This window comes from Streptomyces sp. NPDC029151, assembly GCF_055564315.1.
Genome location: NZ_JBVHWQ010000008.1, coordinates 105,168 through 127,444 on the forward strand (window position 1 = coordinate 105,168; position 22,277 = coordinate 127,444).

The following is a 22,277-nucleotide window of genomic DNA, read 5'->3' on the forward strand; positions in this document are numbered from 1 at the left end:
CTCTGGTCAGGTGGCCTGTCGCACCCGTGTGGCGGCGCTGTGCTGTGCCTGTGAGTGCGGCTGCCGGTCCCCCGCGGACTCCGGCCGGGGAGCGGCCGGACCGACCGCGGGCAGGTGCACGGTGAACACCGTCCGCCCCGGCACGCTGTCCGCGGTCACCGCGCCGCCGTGCGCGGCGGCCACGGCCTGCACGATGGCGAGCCCGAGCCCCGTGGAACCGGTGGCCCGGGACCGCGCGGAGTCCCCGCGCGCGAACCGCTCGAAGACGTGCGGCAGCAGCTCCGCCGGGATCCCCGGGCCGTCGTCCTCCACGTCGACGCACATCCACGGCCCGCGCCGCTGCACGCGGGCGGTGACCGTCGTACCGGGCGGGGTGTGCTTGCGGGCGTTGCCCAGCAGGTTGACCAGCACCTGCTGGATCCGGGCCGCGTCCGCCGACACCGTTGCCGGTTCCTCGGGCAGGTCGAGCCGCCAGTTGTGGTCCATGCCGGCCGCACGGGAGTCGCTGACCGTGTCCACGACCAGCGGGATCAGGTCGGTGTGCTCGAACCGGAGCGGGCGCCCGGCGTCGAGCCGGGCGAGCAGCAGCAGGTCCTCGACCAGCAGGGTCATCCGTCCCGCCTCGGACTCGATCCGGCCGAGCGCGTGCCGGGTGTCGGGTCCGACCTGCTCCCGTCCGCGCCGGGTGAGTTCCGCGTACCCCCGGATGGAGGCGAGCGGGGTGCGCAGCTCGTGGCTGGCGTCGGCGACGAACTGCCGGACCCGTGTCTCGCTCTGCTGCCGGGCGTGCAGGGCGCCGTGGACGTGGTCCAGCATGCGGTTGAGCGCGGCACCGACCCGGCCGACCTCGGTGTGCGGATCGCACTCCGCCTCCGGCACCCGCTCGCTCAGCCGCACCTCGCCGGTGTGCAGCGGCAGCTCGGAGACCCGGGTCGCGGTGGCGGCGACCCGGCGCAGCGGGCGGGTGGCCACGCCGACGAGCACGTAGCCGGCGATACCGGCGGCGACGAGACCGGCGGCGGTGACACTGACCTCGACCAGGATGAGGGTGTCGATGTTGTCGTCGGTGTCCTTGGTGGGCAGGCCGACGTAGAAGGCGTCGACGCTGTCCCGGCTCGCCCTGTAGGTGACGAGGTAGTCGCCGAGCCCCGGGATCTCCACGGTGTGCGCCGCGCCGTCCTTGGGCACCGTGCCGAGCGCCGCCTTCTGCGCGGTGTTCAGGCTGTCGGCCCGGGACCGCTTGAAGAAGCCGTTGTCGTCGTTCTGCTGCCGGGCGACGGCCGCGCTGCTGACCGAGGAGTTCCGCACGGCGGCGGCGACGGCGCCGAACGGGGTCGGCCCCTTCGTCAGCAGGCTCTCCACCTTGCTGCTCGGGGTGGTGGCGCCGGGCACCTGGGGCGCACCCGGGCTCCCCGCGCCGCCCGGCTCCTGCGGGTGACCGACCGCGCGCATGGCGATCTCGGTGACCTTGCCCTCCAACTGGTCGTAGAGGTGCGTGCGCAGCGCCAGCGTGGTCACCGTGCCGATCACCGCGCACACCACGGCGATCAGCGTCACGGAGGCGACGACGAGCCGGGTCCGCAGGGTGCGCGGCTGCCGTGCCCGCCGCTTCTGCCGCTGCTGCCGCGCCCTGCGTCGCTGCCGATCCGGCCGGCGCCGGCGGCTCATGACACGGCGGGCTTGATCAGGTATCCGGCGCCGCGCCGGGTGTGGATCATCGGCTCCCGCCCGGCGTCGATCTTCCGCCGCAGATAGGAGATGTACAGCTCGACCACATTGGCCTGCCCGCCGAAGTCGTACGACCACACGCGGTCCAGGATCTGCGCCTTGCTCAGCACCCGCCGGGGGTTGCGCATGAGGAAGCGCAGCAGCTCGAACTCGGTGGCGGTGAGGTGGATCGAATCCCCGGCCCGCGACACCTCGTGGCTGTCCTCGTCCAGGGTCAGGTCGCCGACGACGAGCACGGAGTCGGACCGCCGGTCGGCGGCCCCGGACCTGCGGATCAGCCCGCGCAGCCGGGCCACGACCTCCTCCAGGCTGAAGGGCTTGGTGACATAGTCGTCGCCACCGGCGGTGAGCCCGGCGATACGGTCCTCCACCGCGTCCTTGGCGGTGAGGAAGAGGACCGGCACGTCGGGCAGCTCACGGCGCAGCCGCCCGAGGACGGCGAGCCCGTCCATGTCGGGCAGCATCATGTCGAGCACGACGGCGTCGGGCCGGAACTCACGGGCCGCCTGCACGGCCCCCTGCCCGTCCCCCGCACTCCTGATCTGCCAGCCCTCATAGCGGAGGGCCATGCTCAGCAGTTCGGTGATCGACAGCTCGTCGTCCACCACAAGCACCCGGACGGGGCTCCCGTCCGGCCTCAGCAGTTCGGTGCGCCCCTGGGGCGAGGTCGTGGTCATGGCGGACACCCTGGCGAGGCCCTCTGAGAGGACGCTTTCCACAGTCTGTGATTTCCCTGAGAAACACACAGGCGTCCCGCAGGCGCCGCCCCGGTCAGAACAGACCGTCCGGCTCCCTCCTCAACTCCCTTACGGGAAAGGTGCATCCACCGGCCACCGCTTCCGCCGCCACCAGCTCCCAGCCGGTCAACAGCCTGGTGTCGAGCACGACGGCCCCGCGCTCGCCGACCGCCAGATGCAGATCCGGCCCGGCGACGGCGAGCAGCTCACCGCCGACCCGCCCGCCCGGAACGAGCTCCACCACCTCACCGAAGGCCGCCGGCCCCGCGCCGATCCCGAAATCGCTTGCGTGGTCCACTACTTGGCAGGGCTCGGGCCGCAGGGACTCCGGCCACCCGGTCAGGGCGACGGCTCTGGCGTGCAGGTCCCGCACCTCGGCGGCACGCTCCTCCTCCGTCGCGGGCAGCGCCGACCGCACCGCCCGCTTCTCGGCGTACGGAATCCGGTCCGGTACCCGCAGCGCGGCCCGCAGCAGCTCCTCGGTACGCCGCGCGGCCATCAGCGGGCCGGTGCCGAGCCAGCTGAAACAGACGGCACCCTGCTCCAGCAGCCGGGCCGGCCCGCGCTCCCGGGCGGTGATCCCGACCTTCACCATCCCCGGTCCGAACCACGCCAGGTACACCCGGTACGGCCGCGGATCGTCCGCGAGCGTGTCGGCGGCCACCGAGTGCGCCCGGTCCAGCCGCGCGCACTCCTCGCACCGGGCCCCCGTACTCCTGCCCGGCACGACCGCCCGCACTGCACACGCGTTCCCCCGCGCCCCCACGCACCTGCGCACGGCCCCGTCCGGCACGGTGAAGGCGACCCGTTTTCCCCGGGGCAGCGCACTGCGCCGCCCGCCGTCCCACTCCAGCACCGGACCACCCTCGGCCGGCCAGCGCAGCCCGGAGCACTTCCACACCTGTGCCATCACTCGTGAGGGTAGAGGGTGGGTCTGACAGCGGCCGGGGCGGGCGGGACGGGTGTACGGTGCCGGAGGGCCCGAAGCCGCAACCGAGTTCTGCGACTTCGGGCCTCCTCACAGCCGTGACGGGGGCTACGGCCCGGTCGTGACGGGGGCTACGGCAGCGCGAACACCGGCACGCCGCCCGCCCCGAGACCCGTCTGCCGCATGCAGCCCCGCTTGACCAGCATGCGCACGCAGTCATGGACCCGGTCGAGCGTGAGCCCCGTGCGGTCCGCGACCTCTTCCATCCGGCAGTGCACCGGCCCGCGCACCAGCGCCGGCGCGAGGTACGCCGCCACGGCGTGCACGTCGTCGGTGACGACCAGGTTCTTCGCCCGCCAGGTCGCGAGGAGCTGCCGTGGGGTGACGGAGGCCTGCCCGGTGCCCGGCGGCCGCAGCCGGTCGGCGATGAGATCGAGCGCGTCGGCGATCCGGCCGAGCACGTCGTGCACCCCGCCGACGCGTTCGGTGAGGCTTCCGAGGCGGTCGTCGATCCGGCCGAGGTTCTCACCGATCCCACCGAGGCGGTCGTCGATCCGGCCGAGGCGGTCGTTCGCCCGGCGCATCTGCTCGATCCGCTCGGCCTGCGCCACCACCAGCTCCTCGTCCGCCCGGATGTTCCGCTCCTCCAGCCGGACGATCGCGTCGGCGACCTCCCGGGGCATGAGGTAGGCGGTGGTGCCGTCCGGGGCGGGCTGCACCGGGGCGGGGTCGAGACTGTAGGAACCGTCGCGCTGGATGGTCTCGACGACCTCGCTCACCCACGCTTTAAAAGGTCTGCACTCGGGCTTGGTGCAGGCGTTGACGAGCTGGACGAGCCCCTTGAGGTTCACCATCCTCATCGAGCGTTGAAGCCTGTGACCTGCTAGTTTGCGCAAGGTGTCGGCTGTACCGACACCTTGCGCAATCTCACCCAAAGTCATTTGCAAACTCGGGTCGACGTGCGACCTGAGAGCGTCACGCGTGTTGGAATACCCCAGGTTGCCCGCCACGTCCACCGCCGGGAACCAGTGCTCCCCGTCCGGCAGCGTCAGCCTCCGTACCCGCGTCCCCGTGGCCGCGAACACGAAGTCGTTGATGTCGATCGCGTCCTGCCCGCGCCCCACCGGCTGTTCCGGCGGGGTGTCGTTCCGCTCGTTCACCGAGCATCACCTCCACGCCGGAAGCTAGGGTCAGCGGGACGCAACTGCCGTTCGAAGAAAGCTCGTTCACTCGATAGGGGACAGAGGGATCGATTCGGCAGGAATCGTCTCCGGCGTCGGCACCCCGGCCCGTCTCGTCCGCCCCCGCCCCGCGAGCCGGCAGCCGACGCATCCGGCGTGACCCTCGCGGGCCTGCGCGTCGCGGACCCGCATCCCCCACTGCCCGCGCGGCCGCACGCCGGGCGGCTTGCCCCAGCCGGAGACATGGAGGGCCCAGGTGACCAGAACGCTCACCGCGACGACGGCGAGTCCCCCGGCGACCAGTGGCAGCGAGGCCGCGCACACCCCCCACCCGACCACAGCGCCGCCCACGGCCGCGATGCCGAAGCCGGTCCAGCCGGCGATCGTGTGACCCTCGTCGTACAGACTCATGGAGCCGCCTCCAGCGACGAAACCAGTACCTCACGGACTAAGAAGTTTCACTCCGAATATCTCACGAACTAAGGGATTACGAAAGATGCACGGCACGCCGCGCCCGCCCGCCACCCCGGCCCAGGCACTGTCGGCGATGGACCACCTCATCGCCGCCCACCTCATCGGACAGCAGGAGCTGGCCCGGCGGCTGGGACTGACCGTCACCGACCTGACCTGTTTCGGCTTCGTGCTGGAGGCCGGCGACGAGCTGCTGACGGCGGGCGACCTCGCGGCCCGCGCCCACGTCACCACCGGCGCGGTCACCGGCATCCTCAACCGCCTGGAACGCGCCGGCTACGTCACCCGCCGCCCCGACCCCACGGACCGCCGCCGGGTCCGCGTGGCCGCCGTACCGGACGCCGTCACCCGCGTCGAGGCGGTGTTCGCGGGCCACTACAAGCGCCTGACGGCCCTCTTCGCCGACTACTCCCCGGCCGAACTGGCGATCATCACCGACTGGTTCACCCGCGCCACGGACCTGGCCCACGAATACCTGGAGAAGCTGAACCGGAACGACCCGGACGAGGAGTGCTGAGCGGCCCGGAACACGCCGGACCCCGGAACGAACCGAGGCCAACTCCCGCCCGCGGCCCCGTTGTCAGTGCCCCCTGCTAGCTTGCCTGCTGGAGAGAGACCGGCCGGAGAACCTTCGAGGTCCGCGGTCAAGGGGGGTGGGCACAAACGTCCCCGGGAGCCACCTCGGGACCATGTCGCAGGCCGCGGACCCCACCCCCCTCACCACCCGGCCGCATCAGTGTCGGGTTGGATGGCCTGATGGAGCGCGTCGAGGCAGAGCTGTTCACCGACGGTGGCAACGACGCCGTGGTCCGCCTGCCCGGTCGGAGGTTCCCGGGCGTCTTGATGCAGGGCGACTCCCTCCACATCCTCCGCAGCGATCTGGCCGAGGTGGCAGAGGCGTGCGAGCGCGGCGACCTGGCCGAGGCCCGGGACTCGGCCGGCCTGCTCCTCACGAACCTCGACGCTCTGCTGACGCGTTACGCGGACGCCTTGCGGGAGCACGACATCCCCCGGCCCTACTGAGCACTTCTCTGCCGTACGTCCCCGACACGCAAGAGCCCCGGATCTCTCCGGGGCCTCTTGTCCTGCCCGGTGGCTACTGGACAGAGGCGGTTGGGCGCGGCAGCTACCCCGCTTGCTCAAGGGTCAAGCCGCTGCGAGTGGGCTCGGCTCGCCACATCGCAGCCAACTGGGGGTAGGACTCGACGAACCGGCGCATCTCTCCCAGCGCGGCCGTCCTGGGCGCTCCGATCCCGTCGTAGTCGAACCCGGTGTCTTGATGACCCAGGCTGTCGATATCAGCCCATGCCGGGTCCTCGGGGAAGACGAGCTGCAGCTCCACTTTCCAGTACTCCGGCTGCCAGTCGGGGTCATCACGGTCGCCGGCGTCGTTGACGGCAAGCAGTCGCCCGAAGGACAGCGAAGGCTGGTCGTCGTTCCAGCCCCACCTGCCCCACTCGACGATGAAGCCGTCACCGTCGTTCTCGGTCCGCTCGATCCCTTGGACCTCGATCTGGAGGAACTCGCCGAAGGCATCCCAAGCGGCATCGACCCCGCGTACGGCATCGGGCTCGATCCCCCGCTGCAGCAAGAGGCGCGCGAAGACGTCCACGCTGGATCTCCAGGGAATGGGCATGCGGGATGCTAGCGCGCTGCCTCAGGCAGCTCACGGACCGCCCAGGAGCCGTGACGCAGGGCACACGTTCTCCAAGTCTGCGGAGTTCTGCCTCCGGGCGCTCCGGATGCGGCACGCCCAGCAGACCGGGGACCGGAAGGCGGCCGGTGATCCGTGGCAGGACACGCGCGGGCTGATCTCCACCACGAAGTACGGCACCCCGATCGAGCCGGGCAACCTCACCCACATGTTCGCCCTGCGGACGCGGTTGCTGTACTTCGCTGCTGTACGCCCCTGAAACGCAAGAGGCCCCGGAGTGATCCGGGGCCTCTAACCTGTGTGCACTCGGCAGGATTCGAACCTGCAACCTTCTGATCCGTAGTCAGATGCTCTATCCGTTAAGCTACGAGTGCTTGTTCTTTTGTTTTGCCCCCGCTCCCGGTCCTTTCGGCCCGCTCGCGGCGACAGGAAGAACATTACATGACTGCCGCCGTCATGTGAAATCCGATCCGCACACCCCTTGTGACCTGCGGAAACGCCCTGAGTCCCGGGGGAGGGACCCGAACCCGGGGAACGCCGAAGCCCCGGTCCTGGGGACCGGGGCTTCGGGATCGGGGCGGAGGCGGAGGGATTTGAACCCTCGATGGGCTTTAAGGCCCAAACCGCATTAGCAGTGCGGCGCCATAGACCGGACTAGGCGACGCCTCCAGCACAACCGCTCACGCGAGCGCGCGAATGGTGCGTGCAGATGATGACACAGTCGAGCACCGCGTCACCAATCGCCCCCCACGGTACTAGGCACCCGGGCCGCAGGGCAAAGGGCTTCGCCCGGCGGGGCGGGAACCGGAGGAGGGCCGAGGGAGGGGCGGGGCGCAACGTCTGCGCCGGATCCGCGTTGGACCGGGCATGGTCTCTGTGCTGCCGGGCGCCGGACGGCGCCTTCTGCTGACGTCCCTGTGCGCCGTCGCGCCCCTCGCGCCCCTCGTTCCCCTTTTTCCCCTTGTTCCCCTTCTCCCCCTCACCGCCGCGCCCGCCGCCGCGGCGGACGCCCTGCCGCCGCCCGTGCGGCCCGAGGACCAGGGGGACCACCTCACCGTCGTGGTCCGGCACGCCGGTGCGGGGCGGGACGGGACGTACCGGGTCTCCTGCCACCCCAGCTCCGGCCGGCACCCGGACGCCGCCGGGGCCTGCCGGGTGCTCGACGCGCGGACGCGGTGGGGCCGGGACCCCTTCGCGCCGGTGCCCCCGGACAGCGCCTGCACCCTGCTCTACGGCGGGCCGGCCACCGCCCGGGTCACCGGGACCTGGGCCGGACGCCCGGTCGACGCGTCGTACGGCCGGGGCAACGGGTGCGAGATCGAGCGGTGGGACCGGATGGTGCCGCTGCTGCCGGAGATGGGGACGTCCGCGCGGTCGTAGCCGTGCGAGCCAGCCGCGTGGTCGCGGCCGGGTGAGGACAGGAGCGCAGTCCGCCGCCGCGCGAGACGGGCGCGCAGTCGTGGCCGTGTGGGACGGGCGCGCAGTCGTGGCCGTCTGGGACAGGCGCGCAGTCGTGGCCGTGTGGGACAGGCGCACGAGGGAGTCGTGTGAGGAGCCGTGGGAGACGGCCGTACGGGGGAATCGCGCGGCGGAGTCGTGTCCGGGAGTCGTGCCCGGGCGGACGCATTGGTTCCGTAAAGGTCCGGGGGAGGTCTCGGGGAGTCGGAGCATGCGGTCACGCGTTCGTCGTCACTTCGTCGTGGGACCTCCCCCTCATCCGGCGCCGCGAGCGCAACCCATGCCCTTAGACTCCCTCGCGTGACACGTCGCGGGCCGGTTGGCAAGATGGCCCGAGCGGTCGGCAAGGTGCGGTAACAGGGAGGAAGGCGTCTCGTGAGCAGCAGGCCATCCCGAGGCGCTGCTCGCCTCGCAGCCATACTCGACGCGCTGCCGGACGCGTTGGTCCTGGTCAACGCCAACGGAACAGTCGTCAACGCCAACACCATCGCGCTGGAGGCCTTCGAGGCGCCCGGTACGGCTCTCGTGGGGCGCGGGCTGCTCGATCTGCTGCCCGAGTTCGACTCCCGGCTGATCCCCGGGTCCATGCGGCGCCCCGATCACATGGACCCCACGGGACGGACCAAGCCGACCCGGATGGTCGCGCGGCGCACCGACGGGAGCGAGTTCCCGGTCGAGGTCACCAGCGCGAACCTGGAGAGCGGCCAGCAGGCGTACGACGCCTACGGCTACACCGGCGACGAGCTGCTGATGATCGTGGTCCGGGACCTGTCCGGGACCGTCGACACCGAGGCGGAGCTGGCCCGCTCGCAGCGGCAGACCGAGATGATCCTGCGGGCGGCCGCGGAAGGTGTCGTGGGCACCGACACCGACGGGCGGATCGTGCTCGTCAATCCGGCCGCCGCCCAGATCCTGGGCTACCGGGCCGGTGAGCTGGGTGGCAAGGAGCTGCACACCCTGGTGCTGCACTCCCGCGCCGACGGCTCCCCCTTCCCGTACGACGAGTCGCCGCTCGCCGACACCCTGCGCTCCGGGCGCAAGCACCGGGTGCGCGGGCAGGTCCTGTGGTCCAAGGGCGACAAGAAGGTGCCGGTCGATCTGACCACCGCGCCGGTGCGCGACGGGGACCAGCTCGTCGGTGCCGTGATGACCTTCACCGACCGGCGGCCGTACGACGCCCTGGTGGAGGAGAAGGCCGCGCTGGAGAAGGCGCACGCCGACGAGCTGGAACGGCTCGCCGAGGAGCACGCCTCCGACCTGACCGCGCTGCGCCAGCGGCACGTCACCGAGATCGACGAGCTGCGCGAGCAGCACGCGGAGGAGCTGGCGGCCGGCGAGGAGCGGTACGCCGCGCTCGCCGAGCGTGAGAAGGACCGCTACGAGGCCCTCGCCGCACGGCACGAGCAGCTGCTCACGCTGCTCGGCCGGTCGCTGCGCGGACCGCTGGACGAGCTGCGCCGCGAACTGTCCGCGCTCGCCGCCGACGACGCGGGGCAGCTGTGGCCCGAGGCCAACCAGGTGCTGCACCACCTCTCCGCCGGGTACTCGCGCATCACGGCCCTGATCGACAACGTGCTCGGCTACCAGCGGCTGGACGCGGGCAGTGAGGACATCACCCGTACGAAGGTGATGCTGGACGCCGTCGTCGCCGCCGGTGTGGACGGGGCCGTCGAGCTGATCGGGCCGGGACGGGTGCAGTTCGCCGTCCACGCGCCGCCCATCGAGGCCGAGGTCGACCCGCAGCGGCTCGCCACCGCGCTCGCGCATCTCGTGGCGGATGTCGCCGGGGTCGACGCCACCGGCAACACGCCCGTCTCGGCGGGCGGTTACCTGGACAACACCGTCGTCGTGGCCGCGGCGCAGCGGGGTGAGGTCGCGCGCATCGAGGTGCGCGGGCCGTACTCCGGCGGCGACCCGGTGCACGAGCCGATCGTGCGCGGGATCGTGCGCGCCCACGGCGGTGTGCTGCAGACGCACGAGGTGCCGGGCATGAGCGGCAGCGCGTACGTCCTCGAAGTGCCGCTCGGCGGCGGGGCGGGCGCGGTCGCCGGTGTCCCGGCCGGTGCCGCGGTGCAGGTCGCCGACTCCGGCGAGGCCGCGGCGGACGACGCCGCTACGGCCGCGGGGCAGGCCGCCGGCGGTCGGCGACGGGGCCGGCGGCCCTCCACGGACGCCTTCCTGGAGAGTGGCGCGGCCGACGCCGACGAGGCGCAGGCACCCGTACCGACCGGACGGCGCCGACGGCGTGCCGCCGCGCCCGTCGAGGCGACTGCCGAGGCCGAGACCGAGGGCACGGAGAGCGGGTCCGGCGGAACCGGACGGCGCCGCGGCCGGCCCGCCGACAGCGCCGGTGCCGGTGCGGACACGGGCGAGGGCGACGGCGTGGCCGAGGGTGCCGTGGTGACCTCGGCCGAGCAGGGCGTGGCAGCCGCCGCCTCGAACACCGGGCTCGGTGGGGCCGTGCCGCCGCAGGGCGTGCCCACGCCGACCGGCCGGCGTGCCCGCCGCGACGCCGACGCCCCGCAGGCCGCCCTGCCGCCGGCACTCCCGCCGGCGGGGGCGCAGGGTGTTCCCGGGACTCCGGGTGTCCCCGGTGTCCCCGGTGTTCCGGGGGAGGGTGCCTCGGTGGTTTCCCCGCAGGCCGGCGAGGCGGTTCCGGCCGAGGGCGCGCAGCCGACCGGGCGGCGTCGTCGGGCGCTGGCCGCCGCGGCCGAGCGGGCCGCGGCCCAGGAGGCGGGCGGCGCGCGTACGGTCTTCGCCCTGCCGCCGGCCGAGGCCGACCGGTCCCCGGACCCCACGGCGCCCGCGACCCCCGCGGCCGCCGCCGTGGGTGCGGCCGTGCCGGTGGCGCCGGGTGCGAGCGCGCCCGTGGCGCCGGACGCCGTGGGCCCGGTGGCTCCCGTGGCTCCGGCTGCCGGGAGCCCGGTCGTTCCCGACGGCTCACCGCAGGCCGGTGCGGCCCCGGTGCCCGGTCAGCTGCCCGGTCGGGTACAGGTGCCCGCTCGGATGCCGGTGTCCGTGCCGGCCCTCCCGGGTGACGACGGCCGGCACGACGCCGTGCCGCTCGACCAGGCCGAGGACCACACTCCGCCGCAGCCGCATCCCACCAGTGCCCCGACCGGCCGCCGGCGCCGGGCCGTGGCCCAGCCGGTGGCGCCGGGCACCGCGCCCGCGCAGGCCCCGCCGCAGCCCCTCGCGACCCCGGCCGCACCCGGCCAGGCCCCGCAGGCCCCGGCCGTACCGCCGGCTCCCGGCCAGGCACCGCAGGGTGTCCCGGCGCAGGGCGCCCCCGTCCGGAGCGGGCCCGTACCGTCGGCGGGGCAGCCCACCGCACCGGCCCAGCCGCCGGCTCCCGGTGTCCGGCCGGCGGTTCCCGGTGCCCACCCCGCGGCTCCCGTCCAGGCCACGCCCGCCCAGGCGGCACCCGCACCGGCTGCACCCGCCGCTCCGGTGGCGCCGGCCGCTCCCGCGGCGCCCCCCGCCCCGGCCGCACCCGCGCACGCCACGCCCCCGCACGGCACGGTGGCGCAGCCCGCGCCCACCCCGCCGGCCCCGCAGCCGTCGGCCGCACCCGCCCAGGCCCCCCAGCCCCCGGCCGCCGCCCAGCCGGGCACCCCGCCCGCCGGTACCGCCGTGCCGCCCCCCGGTGCGCTCCCGCTGCCGGCCGAGGCCGGAACCGGACAGGTGCCCGTGCCGCCCGCCGGCGGCCAGTCGGCCGGTGTCCCGCAGCAGTGGCCCGGTGCCGGTACGGCCGCCGATGCCGCGACCGCGCCGGCCCCGACAGCCGGTACTCCCGCGCCCGGCACTCCCGCCCCCGGCACCCCGCCGCGGGCCGCGATGCCGTTGCCCGCGGAGGCCGCGGGCGCCGTGCCGGTCGACCCGGACTCCACGCAGGGGCGGGCGATCAGCGTCCGTACCCTCGGCCAGGGTGTGCCGTTCGCGCGGCAGGCCGTCCAGGTGCAGCAGCCGACGGCGACTCCGCCGCCGCACGCGCCGGGCGGTTCGGGCCGGCGGCGCAAGCTGGGCACGCCGGCCGACCCGGCCACCCGCCCGGATCCGCAGCCGGACCAGGCGGCCCGCCCGCACCCCCCGACCGAGCCGGCGCCCAGACAGCCGTCGCCGGCCGCACAGCCGTCCGTACCGCCGGCCGCACCCGTGCCCGGCGCGGCGCCCGTGCCGCAGCCGTCGCTCGGCGGGCAGTCCCGGCCGGCCGCCGGCACCGAGGGGGCCGGGCGGTCGTACGCCATAGGCGCCCCGGAGCCCGACGCCGCCGAGGGGCCGGAGCCGCTGGACGGTCCCGGTGGGGCCGTGGAGGTGGCGGACCCGCCGCGTCCGCAGCCGATGGACGACGAGCTGCCCCCGGAGCCGCTGGACAACCCCCGCCGGCTGCTGGTGTGGCCCGCGCCGGACGTGACGACGCAGCAGGCGCTCAGCGACCGCGGCTACCGGCCGGTGATCGTGCACTCGCGCGAGGAGGTCGACGCGCAGATCGCGGCGTTCCCCGCCGCGCTGTTCGTGGACCCGCTGACCGGACCGATCACGCGGACGGCGCTGCAGTCGCTGCGTCAGGCCGCGGTGGCCGCCGAGGTGCCGGTGCTGGTGACGGCCGGGCTGGGGCAGGCGACGCGCGAGGCGGCGTACGGTGCCGACCCCGCCGTACTGCTGAAGGCGCTGGCGCCGCGCGACAGCGAGCAGCATCCGCCGCGGGTGCTGCTCATCGAGGAGCACGCGGAGATCGCGCTGGCGCTGACCGCGACGCTGGAACGGCGCGGGATGCAGGTCGCGCGGGCCGCGAACGACAACGACGCGGTGACGCTGGCGGGGCAGTTCCGGCCGAACCTGGTGGTGATGGACCTGATGCAGGTGCACCGCCGGCGGGCCGGGATCGTGGACTGGCTGCGCGCGAACGGGCAGCTCAACCGCACGCCGCTGGTCGTCTACACGGCCGCCGTCGACCAGGCCGACCTGCCGCGGCTGGCCTCGGGCGAGACGGTGCTGTTCCTCGCCGAGCGGTCGACCAGCGGTGAGGTGCAGAGCAGGATCGTGGACCTGCTGGCCCGGATCGGCACGAACTAGCGGGCGACCAGCCTGCGCGCCGCCTCCTTCACCGAGGCGCGCAGGCGGTCGCGGTCGGCGGGCTCCGCGCCCACCAGGATGCGCCTCATCTGCGGGACGACCGACGCCCAGTTGGCCACGGCGATCAGCAGGAACAGCAGGTCGCGGGCCGGGAGGGCGTCGGTGACGACACCGCGGTCCTGGCCGTCCTGGAGGGTCGCGACCTTCCGGCGGTAGTGCTCCTGGCGTTCGGCCTCGTCGGGCAGCTCGGCGGTGGTGCCGTACTCCAGGCCCTCCCAGAAGAGCAGGCGCACCACCTCCGGGTGGGCCTCGTGGTAGTCCATGAGGCGGTCGATCCAGCCTTCGATGTCGTCCGGGTCGACGGGGACCGCGGCGGCCAGGTCGAGCATGGCCTTGCCGAGGACCCTGCCGAACAGCTCCGCCTTGTTGCCGAAGTAGGCGTAGATCAGCTGTTTGTTGGCCTTGGCCGCGGCGGCGATGCGGTCGATGCGGGCGCCCGCGATGCCGTGCCGGGCGAACTCGGCGACCGCCGCGTCGAAGATGCGGGCCTTGGTGGCCTCGGGGTCCCTCACTGTTGCCATGGGGACAGGGTAGGGCGCGTCCCGGCCGGTAACCAACTATTTGGTTGACGGGGAATGCCGGGCGGGTGCAGGCTGTTGCCTCGCTACAACCAACCAGTTAGTTGTGTGAGTCGGCTCTAAGGAGTACCTCCGCTCATGCCGTCAGCCACCCGCACCCGCCGGACGCCCGCGGTCCGCGCCACCGCCCGCGAGCGGTCCGCCTCCGGCTCCCTGTTCCTCCTGCTCATAGCCGTCTGCACCGCCGTCACGGCCGCCAACATCTACCTCGCGGCCCCGCTGCTGCCCCTGATCGCCCACGACTTCGGCACCGTCCCCTCGGCCGTCGCGTGGATCGCCTCAGTCGCCCAACTCGGTTACGCGGCCGGCCTGCTCTTCTTCGCCCCGCTCGGCGACCGCGTCGACCGTCGCCGGCTCGTCGGCGGGCTCTCCGTGGCCACCACGGCGGCGCTCCTCGTCGCGGCCGTCGCCCCGGGCACCACGGCCCTCGCCGCCGCCGTGTTCGTCGCCGCCGCGGCCACCGTCGTACCGCAGCTGCTCGTGCCGCTGGTCGCCGCGCGGGCCCCGGCCGACCGGCGCGCCCGGCATGTCGCGGCCGTCATCGCCGGGCTGTTCACCGGCATCGTCGCGGCCCGGGTGGTCGGCGGTCTCGCCGGGCAGGCCTTCGGCTGGCGCTGGGTGTTCGCCGGGTCCGCGGTGCTGACCCTCGCCCTGGGGCTGGCCACCGCGCTGGCCCTGCCGGCCGAGCGGCGGGAGCGGCGGGGCGGACTGTTCTCCGGCGTCGCCGAGCTGCCGGGGCTGCTGCGCCGCTCGCCCGACCTGTGGCGGGCGTGCGTACGGCAGGCGGGGATGTTCGGCGCGTGGAGCGCCCTGTGGACCTCCCTGGCGCTGCTGCTGACCGGGCCGGGCTACGGCCTGTCCACCGCGACCGCCGGGCTGTTCGGCCTCTTCGGCCTGACCGCCAGCGCGGTGGCGCCGCTGGCCGGCGGTCTGGTGGACCGGTTCGGCGCGACGAAGGTGGTCGGCGCCGCGTACGTGCTGGCCGCCGTCGCCGTACCGCTGTTCTGGCTCGGCGGGCAGGTGCTGCCGGCGCTGTTCGCCGCCGCGGTCGCGATCCACGCGGCCCTGGTCGCCTCCCACGTCGCCAACCAGACCCTGGCCCTGACCACGACGTCCACCCCGGCCACCGCCAACACGGCCTACGTCGTCTCCGGCTTCGCCGGCGGCGCCCTCGCCTCGGCCGTCGCCGGCCCCGCCTTCGGCCACTGGGGCTGGGGCGGGGTGTGCGCGGTGGCGGGGGTGTGGCTGGTGCTGGGGTGGACGGCGACGGTTCGGGGCGGCCGGCGGTGACGGCGGGGGCCGTCAGCGGCCGGAGCCGTCAAAGACGGAGACCGTCAGAGACGGAGACCGTCAAAGGCGGAGACCGTCAAAGGCGGGAGCCGTCAAAGACAAAGACCTCGAAGACGGAGGCCGTCAGAGGCGGGTGACGTCCAGCCGGCCCTCCGCGTACTCCCTCCGCAGCACCTTCTTGTCGAACTTGCCCACGCTGGTCTTCGGCACCGACTCGATGACCGTCCAGCGCTCGGGCAGCTGCCACCTGGCGATGCGGCCCTCCTCGGCGAGGAAGGTGCGCAGGGTCTCGAAGTCGGCGGTCGCGCCGGGCCGCAGCACGACCGTGGCCAGCGGGCGCTCCCCCCACTTCTCGTCCGGTACGGCGACCACGGCGGCCTCGGCGACGTCCGGGTGGGACATCAGCGCGTTCTCCAGCTCGACCGAGGAGATCCACTCGCCGCCGGACTTGATGACGTCCTTGGCGCGGTCGGTGAGGGTGAGGAAGCCCTCGGGGGAGATGGTGCCGACGTCACCGGTCCGCAGCCAGCCGTCCTCGCTGAACTTGTCGGTGGGACACAGCGGTTCGGCGTCCGGGCCGTTGTAGTAGGCGCCCGCGATCCAGGGGCCGCGCACTTCCAGCTCGCCCGCCGACTCGCCGTCCCAGGGCAGGTGCTCCCCGTCGGGGCCGGTGAGCCGGGCCTCGACGGAGGCGGGGAAGCGGCCCTGGGTGACGCGGTAGGAGAACTCCTCGTCGGTGCCGACGGCGTGGGCCGGCGGGCGGGCCACCGTGCCCAGCGGGGAGGTCTCCGTCATGCCCCAGGCGTGGCAGACCCGCATGCCGAGCTCGTCGAAGGCCGCCATCAGCGAGGGCGGGCAGGCCGCGCCGCCGATGGTGACCTGGGTGAGGGAGGAGACGTCGCGTGGCCGTGCCTGGAGCTCGCCGAGCAGGCCCTGCCAGATGGTCGGGACGGCCGCGGCGTGGGTGGGCCGCTCGCGCTCGATCATCTCGGCGAGCGGGGCCGGCTGCAGGAACCGGTCGGGCATCAGCATGTTGACGCCGGTCATGAAGGTGGCGTGCGGCAGCCCCCAGGCGTTGACGTGGAACTGCGGGACGACGACGAGTGAGGTGTCCTGGTCGGTCAGGCCCATCGACTGGGTCATGTTGACCTGCATCGAGTGCAGGTAGATGGAACGGTGGCTGTACACCACGCCCTTGGGGTCGCCGGTGGTGCCGGAGGTGTAGCACATGGCGGCGGCCTGGCGTTCGTCCAGCTCCGGCCAGTCGTAGTGGTCGGGCCGGCCGGCGATCAGCTCCTCGTACTCGTGCACCCGGACGCCGGCCCCGGCCAGCGGCGCGCGGTCGCCGGGCCCGGAGACGACGACGTGTTCGACCGTCGGCATCTTCGGCAGCAGCGGCGCGAGCAGCGGGACGAGGGAGCCGTTGACGATGACGACCTTGTCGGCCGCGTGGCCCACGATCCACACCAGCTGCTCGGCGGGCAGCCGCAGGTTCAGGGTGTGCAGGACGGCGCCCATGGACGGGATCGCGAAGTACGCCTCGACGTGCTCGGCGTTGTTCCACATCAGGGTGGCCACCCGGTCGTCGCCGCGCACCCCCAGCTCGTCCCGCAGGGCGTGCGCCAGCCGGGCGGCGCGGGTCCCGATGTCGGCGAAGCTGCGCCGGTGCGGTTCGGGCTCCCCGGTCCAGGTGGTCACCTGCGACGAGCCGTGGACCGTCGACCCGTGGGTCAGGATCCTGGAGATCAGCAGCGGTACGTCCTGCATGGTGGCCAGCACGGAGTCCTCCCGGGCGACGTTGCCTTCGCGGTGGTCCTACGCGGGGGTAGGGGGTGCGCTGATTCTGCGCACATACCACGCGGTATGTCACTAGGGGGTACGTCACTGAGGTGACGGGAACTCCGGCCGGCGGGCCGGCTAGCGGGCCAGCACCAGCTCGGGATCCTCGCGCAGCTTGCCCAGCGCGCGCGACACGGCGGACTTCACCGTGCCCACGGACACACCGAGCACCTCGGCGGTCTGGACCTCGCTGAGGTCCTCGTAGTACCGCAGGACGACCATCGCCCGCTGGCGGGCGGGCAGCCGCAGGACCGCCTGCCACATCGCGTCGTGCAGCGCCTGCCGTTCGGCCGGGTCGTCGTGGCCGGGCACGGGCTCCGGCTCGGGCAGTTCGTCGCAGGCGAACTCGTCCACTCTGCGCTTGCGCCACTGCGAGGTCCGGGTGTTCAGCAGCGCCCGGCGCACATAGCCGTCGAGCGCCCCCTGGTCCTCGATGCGCTCCCAGGCGACGTAGGTCTTGGCGAGCGCGGTCTGCAGCAGGTCCTCGGCATCGCTGGGGTTCGCGGTCAGGGAGCGGGCGGTGCGCAGCAGGACCGGCTGGCGGGCCCGCACGTAGGACGCGAACGACGGGTAGTGGGTGCGGGTCTGCCGCGCGGGTGCGGCGGCGGCCGAGGCGCTCGTGCAGACGGGTGTGGTCATGGCTCCACGCTAGGAGCGGGACCCACCGCCCGGGATCGGCCGCAGGTCCCGAAGCGGAGTCCCCCTCAGGTTGTAGGGGTGGGGCTGGCTGCACCTCCTGAAGGTGGAGCACGGGCTCGTCTCGTCTGCGGGTACGACCCTGAGACGCCCGGGGACGGCCCCCGAGAGGCACGGGCGCGGCCGTGGGATACGGGGGACCCATCCTGGAACGCACGGGTACGTCCCCGGGATCCAGGGGTACACCCCGGGATTCACGGGCACCACTCGGAGGTACGTGGCTCCTGCCCCCGGGTGCGCCCCCGAGGGCCGCACCGGGCAGCCCCGGAGGGAAGTCAGCCGTCCGCCGTCAGGACCAGGCCGGACGTCGGTACGCCGGTGCCGGCCGTCACCAGGGTGCGGGACGCGCCCGGGATCTGGTTGACGGCCGTGCCCCGCAGCTGGCGGACCGCCTCCGCGATGCCGTTCATGCCGTGCAGGTACGCCTCCCCGAGCTGGCCCCCGTGGGTGTTCAGCGGCAGCCTCCGCTCCGCCACGAAGTCCGCCGCCTCGCCCCTGCCGCAGAACCCGAACTCCTCCAGCTGCATCAGCACGAACGGGGTGAAGTGGTCGTAGAGGATCCCCACGTCGATGGCGTCCGGGCCGAGACCGCAGGCGCGCCAGAGCTGGCGGGCCACCGTGCTCATCTCCGGCAGGCCGGTCAGGTCGTCGCGGTGGAAGCCGGTCATCTGCTCCTGGGCCCGGCCCGCGCCCTGGGCCGCCGCCGCGATCACGGCGGGCGGGTGCGGCAGGTCCCGGGCCCGCTCCAGGGAGGTGACGACGACCGCCTGTCCGCCGTCGGTCTCCTGGCAGCAGTCCAGCAGCCGCAGCGGCTCGGCGATCCAGCGGGAGGCGGCGTGGTCGGCGAGGGTGATCGGGCGGCCGTGGAAGTACGCGGCCGGGTTGGTCGCCGCGTATGCCCGGTCCACCACGGCCACGTGCCCGAAGGCCTCCGGTGCCAGACCGTAGGCGTGCAGATAGCGCCGGGCCGCCATCGCCACCCAGGAGGCCGGGGTGAGCAGCCCGAACGGGAGCACCCAGCCGAGCGCCGCTCCCTCCGCCGACGGCTCCCGGTGCTGCACCCCCGCGCCGAACCGGCGGCCCGACCGCTCGTTGAACGCCCGGTAGCAGACCACCACCTCGGCCACGCCCGTCGCCACCGCGAGCGCCGCCTGCTGGACGGTGGCACAGGCCGCCCCGCCGCCGTAGTGCACTCGGGAGAAGAAGGACAGCTCGCCCATGCCGCAGGCCCGGGCCACGGTGATCTCCGGGCTGGTGTCCATGGTGAAGGTGACCAGCCCGTCCACGTCGGCCGGGGTGAGCCCCGCGTCGTCGAGCGCGGCCCGCACCGCCTCCACCGCGAGGCGCAGCTCGCTGCGGCCGGAGTCCTTGGAGAACTCGGTGGCCCCGATGCCGGCGATCGCCGCGCGCCCGCCGAGGGTGTCGCGGCGGCGCAGGCTCATCGACCGGCCTCCGGGACCACGGTCTCCGCGACCGTGACCGTCACCGTGCCCGTCACATGCGTGCCGTGGCCGTTGGCCCCGACGACCCGGACCACGGCCGTGTCGCCGTGGACCTCCTCGACGCTGCCGGTCAGAACCATGGTGTCCCCCGGGTGGTTGGGCACCCCCAGCCTGATGGCGACCTTGCGGAGCACCGCCGTGGGGCCGAAGTGATCGGTGACGTACCGGCCGACCAGGCCGTTCGTCGTCAGGATGTTCATGAAGACGTCCGGCGCGCCCTTCTGCCGGGCCAGCTCCGGGTCGTGGTGCACGTCCTGGTAGTCACGGGAGGCGATGGCGCCCGCCACGATCAGGGTGCGGGTCACCGGGATCTCCAGCGGCGCCAGCCGGTCCCCGGCCCTCACCGCTCCACCGCCCGGAACACCGGCAGCGTCAGCTCCTCGTCGTACGCCCGGAACTCCAGCCGTACCGCCAGCCCGATGCGCACCTTGTCGTACGGCACCCCCACCACGTTGCTCACCATCCGCACGCCCTCGGCGAGCTCGATCAGACCGACCGCGTACGGGGGGTCGAAGGCCGGGAAGGGCGGGTGGTGCAGCACGACGTACGAGTGGACCGTGCCCTCGCCGCCCGCCTCCACCGTGTCCCACTCGGGGCTTCCGCAGGCGTTGCAGCCCGGCAGCCACGGGTGGCGCAGGGTGCCGCAGCCCGTGCAGCGCTGGATGAGCAGCCGGTGTTCGGCCACGCCCTGCCAGAAGCCGGCGTTGTCCCGGTTGACCACCGGACGGGGGCGGCGCGCCCGGGGCGCTTCGGGAGCGGAGGCGGAGGCGGGGGCGTACTTGAGGATGCGGAAGCGGTGGGTGCCGGCCGGCTCGCCGTCCACCCGGACGTTCGTCCGCGTCGTGACGAAGTAGCCGGTGCCGAGCCTCGTCGTCTTGCGGGCGGAGACCTCCTCGATGACCGTGTCGAACACGATCTCGTCACCCGGCCGCAGGGGCCGCAGGTACTCCTGCTCGCAGTCGGTGGCCACCACGGCCGTGCAGCCCGCCGCGTCCAGCAGGCCGAGCAGTTCGTCGTACGCCCCGGTGCGGCCCTGGTGTCCGCTCAGGCCGCCCATCGTCCAGACCTGGAGCATGGTGGGCGGGGCGACGGCGTCCGGGCCGGTGTAGGAGGGGTGGGTGTCGCCCAGCGCCTCGCACCAGTGCCGGATCATCGGTGCGTTCACCGGGTCCTTCCCGGCCCGGGAGGCGGCGGCCGGCCGTCCCTCGTACTCCTTGAGCCGCGCGCCCAGTTCGTCGTGCGTCCGCTCCTCGCGCACCGCCACCCCCTGACCTCGGGAACGGTTTCTGACTGTCCGTCAGATCGCTGGGAGTGTCAAGGTCACCGCCGGACCGCGCGCTCCCCGGAGAGGGGCCGGCCGGCCCGCCCCTCTCCGGGAACGCCGACGCGGCGGCGCCGAGGCACCGCCGCGCAGACGTGTCGCGACCCTGAAGCACACCCCGCGAGCGCCCTCGTCAGGAGGACCCCCGCCCGGGGCTCACCACAGGTTGACGAAGCCGACGTGGACGTTGCTGTTGCCCTGCTGGACGGCCGTGAACGCGGAGCCGTCGACCTGCGCGGTGTTGCTCTGGTTCGAGGCTCCGGAGCCGACCGCGTTCTGGTTCGTGGTGGCCGAGTTGCCGGTGTTGCCGCCGCCGACCCCGCTGCCGAGGACGGACGCCACGCCAGCGTTCGATCCGTCGTCCGCGATGGCGCCGTTGTCCGCCGCCGCGACACCCGCGAAGAGGACGGCTGCGAGCGGGAGGGCGGAGACGGCGGCGAGAACGCGAGCGGTACGGATACGTGCCATGTGTTCCTCCAGAACCAAGCACTCAGCGGCCCGAAGGCCGGGAGTTCATGAACTGTGGGTGGTGTCAAAGCAGTTGGCCGACCGCCTTGACAGTCGTGGACGACGTCGCGCCACCAGAGTTGCCCACCGGCTCCCCGGCGAACCGCCTCACAAGCCACGATTAGCACGCAAGCGTGAGGACAAGTCGATAAACCCTTATCACCACCTTTCGGTGCTTCGGCCCTCCGGGCGGGGCGCTTCCGCGCGTCCGCCTCTCAAGCGGCACAAGGGGTGAATCGTTCCGGCGCCTTTCCGGCCATTCCCGCCCGCACCGCCGCGTCCCGCCGGGCCACCCTTCCTTTTTTCGAACGTACGTACGAACATGGTTCCATGGCCACCACCGACCGGCAGGCCAGGACGCTGGCCCTCGCACATGCCCTGTCAGCCGCCGAACGCGGTCTGGCCGTGATCCCCCTGTCCCGGACGAAGCTCCCGGCCCTGCGTTCCCCGCACCGCGCCGACCCGGAGCCGGGCCCGGCCGGACGGCCCTGCCACGGTGAGTGCGGACGCTTCGGCCATGGTGTGTACGACGCCTCCACCGATCCGGTCCGCATCCGCGCACTCTTCGCCGCCGCGCCCTGGGCCACCGGCTACGGCATCGCCTGCGGGCTCCCCCCGTACCGCCTGATCGGCGTCGACCTGGACACCAAGTCCGGCACGGACTCCTCGGCCGCCCTGCGCGAGCTGGCCCTGCGCCATCTGTTCACGATCCCGGAGACGGTCGTCGTCCTCACCCCGAGCGGCGGACGGCACCTGTGGCTGACCGGCCCGCCGGACACCGTCGTACCGAACTCGGCCGGCCGGCTCGCCCCCGGCATCGACATCCGCGGCGCCGGCGGCTATCTCGTGGGCCCCGGCTCCCGCACCGACCACGGCGTCTACACCACCGCACCCGGCACCGCCCACCTGCCCCCGGCCCCCTGCCCGCCGTCCCTGCTCCGCCTGCTGCTGCCCCCGCCTCGCGCACCGCATCCCGCCGCCACGGCCCCTCCGCCGACGGGCGGCCACGGGCAGGGACTGGTCCAGTTCGTCCTCGCCGCGCACGAGGGGCAGCGCAACACCCGCCTGTTCTGGGCGGCCTGCCGGGCCTACGAGAACGGCATCGGGCCCGCCCTGGTCGCCCCGCTCGTGGCCGCGGCCCGCGACACGGGGCTGACCGAACGCGAGGCCCGCGCCACCATCGCGTCGGCGGCACGGATGACGGGGCACCGGTCGTGAGCATGCCCGTGGGGTGAAGGCCTGGAAGGCCTT

19 protein-coding genes, 2 tRNA genes and 1 pseudogene are annotated in these 22,277 nt (G+C 73.7%); 7 read left to right on the forward strand and 15 right to left on the reverse strand.

The window, feature by feature from the left end; genetic code table 11:
- Nucleotides 1–6 precede the first annotated feature (6 nt).
- The 5 genes from ACZ4VF_RS27630 to ACZ4VF_RS27650 form a co-directional block, all read right to left on the reverse strand.
- Nucleotides 7–1,668 (reverse strand): sensor histidine kinase, encoded by a 1,662-nt coding sequence (locus tag ACZ4VF_RS27630; RefSeq protein WP_467929297.1) that lies wholly within the window; start codon nt 1,666–1,668, stop codon nt 7–9.
- Nucleotides 1,665–2,405 carry a response regulator transcription factor gene (locus ACZ4VF_RS27635; RefSeq protein WP_467929298.1) on the reverse strand — a complete coding sequence of 247 codons (741 nt, stop codon included), beginning with the start codon at nt 2,403–2,405 and terminating at the stop codon, nt 1,665–1,667. The genes ACZ4VF_RS27630 and ACZ4VF_RS27635 overlap by 4 nt, the downstream gene beginning before the upstream one ends.
- Before the next feature lie 94 nt (nt 2,406–2,499).
- Complete coding sequence (locus tag ACZ4VF_RS27640; protein ID WP_467929299.1) at nt 2,500–3,375, reverse strand: DUF2797 domain-containing protein; 876 nt, start codon at nt 3,373–3,375, stop codon at nt 2,500–2,502.
- Between the two features lie 149 nt (nt 3,376–3,524).
- Nucleotides 3,525–4,553, reverse strand: a complete 1,029-nt coding sequence (locus ACZ4VF_RS27645) for a BRO-N domain-containing protein (protein ID WP_467929300.1) — start codon at nt 4,551–4,553, stop codon at nt 3,525–3,527.
- Nucleotides 4,554–4,619: 66 nt separating this feature from the next.
- The gene (locus tag ACZ4VF_RS27650; RefSeq protein WP_467929302.1) at nt 4,620–4,985 is read right to left on the reverse strand and encodes an HGxxPAAW family protein; all 366 of its coding nucleotides are present in this window, start codon (nt 4,983–4,985) and stop codon (nt 4,620–4,622) included.
- Nucleotides 4,986–5,070: 85 nt separating this feature from the next.
- Here ACZ4VF_RS27650 and ACZ4VF_RS27655 point away from each other — a divergent pair, with 85 nt between their 5' ends.
- Nucleotides 5,071–5,562, forward strand: a complete 492-nt coding sequence (locus tag ACZ4VF_RS27655) for a MarR family winged helix-turn-helix transcriptional regulator (protein ID WP_467929304.1) — start codon at nt 5,071–5,073, stop codon at nt 5,560–5,562.
- A 239-nt stretch (nt 5,563–5,801) separates the two neighbouring features.
- Nucleotides 5,802–6,068, forward strand: a complete 267-nt coding sequence (locus tag ACZ4VF_RS27660; protein WP_467929305.1) for a DUF6959 family protein — start codon at nt 5,802–5,804, stop codon at nt 6,066–6,068.
- Between the two features lie 103 nt (nt 6,069–6,171).
- Here ACZ4VF_RS27660 and ACZ4VF_RS27665 read toward each other — a convergent pair whose 3' ends face one another.
- The gene (locus tag ACZ4VF_RS27665; protein WP_467929306.1) at nt 6,172–6,657 is read right to left on the reverse strand and encodes a hypothetical protein; all 486 of its coding nucleotides are present in this window, start codon (nt 6,655–6,657) and stop codon (nt 6,172–6,174) included.
- 112 nt (nt 6,658–6,769) lie between these two features.
- Between ACZ4VF_RS27665 and ACZ4VF_RS27670 the strand changes: the two are divergent.
- Nucleotides 6,770–6,928 (forward strand): annotated as a pseudogene (locus tag ACZ4VF_RS27670) (site-specific integrase); the annotation flags it as partial.
- Between the two features lie 72 nt (nt 6,929–7,000).
- Here the strand turns inward: ACZ4VF_RS27670 and ACZ4VF_RS27675 are convergent.
- Together ACZ4VF_RS27675 and ACZ4VF_RS27680 are read right to left on the reverse strand one after the other, a co-directional pair.
- Nucleotides 7,001–7,073: transfer RNA gene (locus ACZ4VF_RS27675), tRNA-Arg, on the reverse strand.
- A 204-nt stretch (nt 7,074–7,277) separates the two neighbouring features.
- A tRNA-Ser gene (locus ACZ4VF_RS27680) sits at nt 7,278–7,368 on the reverse strand.
- 198 nt (nt 7,369–7,566) lie between these two features.
- On the opposite strand from ACZ4VF_RS27680, the gene ACZ4VF_RS27685 reads away from it, so the two are divergent.
- Nucleotides 7,567–8,079 (forward strand): SSI family serine proteinase inhibitor, encoded by a 513-nt coding sequence (locus ACZ4VF_RS27685; protein ID WP_467929307.1) that lies wholly within the window; start codon nt 7,567–7,569, stop codon nt 8,077–8,079.
- Nucleotides 8,080–8,532: 453 nt separating this feature from the next.
- On the forward strand, nt 8,533–13,233 hold the full coding sequence (locus ACZ4VF_RS27690; RefSeq protein ID WP_467929309.1) for a hybrid sensor histidine kinase/response regulator: 4,701 nt from the start codon (nt 8,533–8,535) through the stop codon (nt 13,231–13,233).
- Here the strand turns inward: ACZ4VF_RS27690 and ACZ4VF_RS27695 are convergent.
- Nucleotides 13,230–13,814 (reverse strand): TetR/AcrR family transcriptional regulator, encoded by a 585-nt coding sequence (locus ACZ4VF_RS27695; RefSeq protein ID WP_467929310.1) that lies wholly within the window; start codon nt 13,812–13,814, stop codon nt 13,230–13,232. The genes ACZ4VF_RS27690 and ACZ4VF_RS27695 overlap by 4 nt on opposite strands.
- A 135-nt stretch (nt 13,815–13,949) precedes the next feature.
- On the opposite strand from ACZ4VF_RS27695, the gene ACZ4VF_RS27700 reads away from it, so the two are divergent.
- Nucleotides 13,950–15,161 carry an MFS transporter gene (locus tag ACZ4VF_RS27700; protein WP_467929311.1) on the forward strand — a complete coding sequence of 404 codons (1,212 nt, stop codon included), beginning with the start codon at nt 13,950–13,952 and terminating at the stop codon, nt 15,159–15,161.
- Nucleotides 15,162–15,284: 123 nt separating this feature from the next.
- On the opposite strand, the gene ACZ4VF_RS27705 is transcribed toward ACZ4VF_RS27700, so the two are convergent.
- From ACZ4VF_RS27705 to ACZ4VF_RS27730, 6 genes are all read right to left on the reverse strand, one after another.
- A complete protein-coding gene (locus tag ACZ4VF_RS27705; RefSeq protein WP_467929313.1) occupies nt 15,285–16,940 on the reverse strand; it encodes a long-chain fatty acid--CoA ligase in 1,656 nt (551 codons plus the stop codon).
- Between the two features lie 138 nt (nt 16,941–17,078).
- Complete coding sequence (locus ACZ4VF_RS27710; RefSeq protein WP_467929314.1) at nt 17,079–17,639, reverse strand: SigE family RNA polymerase sigma factor; 561 nt, start codon at nt 17,637–17,639, stop codon at nt 17,079–17,081.
- A gap of 332 nt (nt 17,640–17,971) precedes the next feature.
- Nucleotides 17,972–19,138, reverse strand: a complete 1,167-nt coding sequence (locus tag ACZ4VF_RS27715; protein WP_467929315.1) for a lipid-transfer protein — start codon at nt 19,136–19,138, stop codon at nt 17,972–17,974.
- The gene (locus tag ACZ4VF_RS27720) at nt 19,135–19,542 is read right to left on the reverse strand and encodes a MaoC/PaaZ C-terminal domain-containing protein (protein ID WP_467929316.1); all 408 of its coding nucleotides are present in this window, start codon (nt 19,540–19,542) and stop codon (nt 19,135–19,137) included. The genes ACZ4VF_RS27715 and ACZ4VF_RS27720 overlap by 4 nt, the downstream gene beginning before the upstream one ends.
- Entirely contained in the window at nt 19,539–20,462 is a 924-nt protein-coding gene (locus ACZ4VF_RS27725) for a bifunctional MaoC family dehydratase N-terminal/OB-fold nucleic acid binding domain-containing protein (RefSeq protein WP_467929318.1), read from the reverse strand. The genes ACZ4VF_RS27720 and ACZ4VF_RS27725 overlap by 4 nt, the downstream gene beginning before the upstream one ends.
- A gap of 213 nt (nt 20,463–20,675) precedes the next feature.
- Complete coding sequence (locus ACZ4VF_RS27730) at nt 20,676–20,987, reverse strand: hypothetical protein (RefSeq protein ID WP_467929319.1); 312 nt, start codon at nt 20,985–20,987, stop codon at nt 20,676–20,678.
- A 369-nt stretch (nt 20,988–21,356) separates the two neighbouring features.
- Here ACZ4VF_RS27730 and ACZ4VF_RS27735 point away from each other — a divergent pair, with 369 nt between their 5' ends.
- Nucleotides 21,357–22,244, forward strand: coding sequence for a bifunctional DNA primase/polymerase (locus ACZ4VF_RS27735; protein ID WP_467929320.1), 888 nt, complete (start codon nt 21,357–21,359; stop codon nt 22,242–22,244).
- Nucleotides 22,245–22,277: the final 33 nt, after the last annotated feature.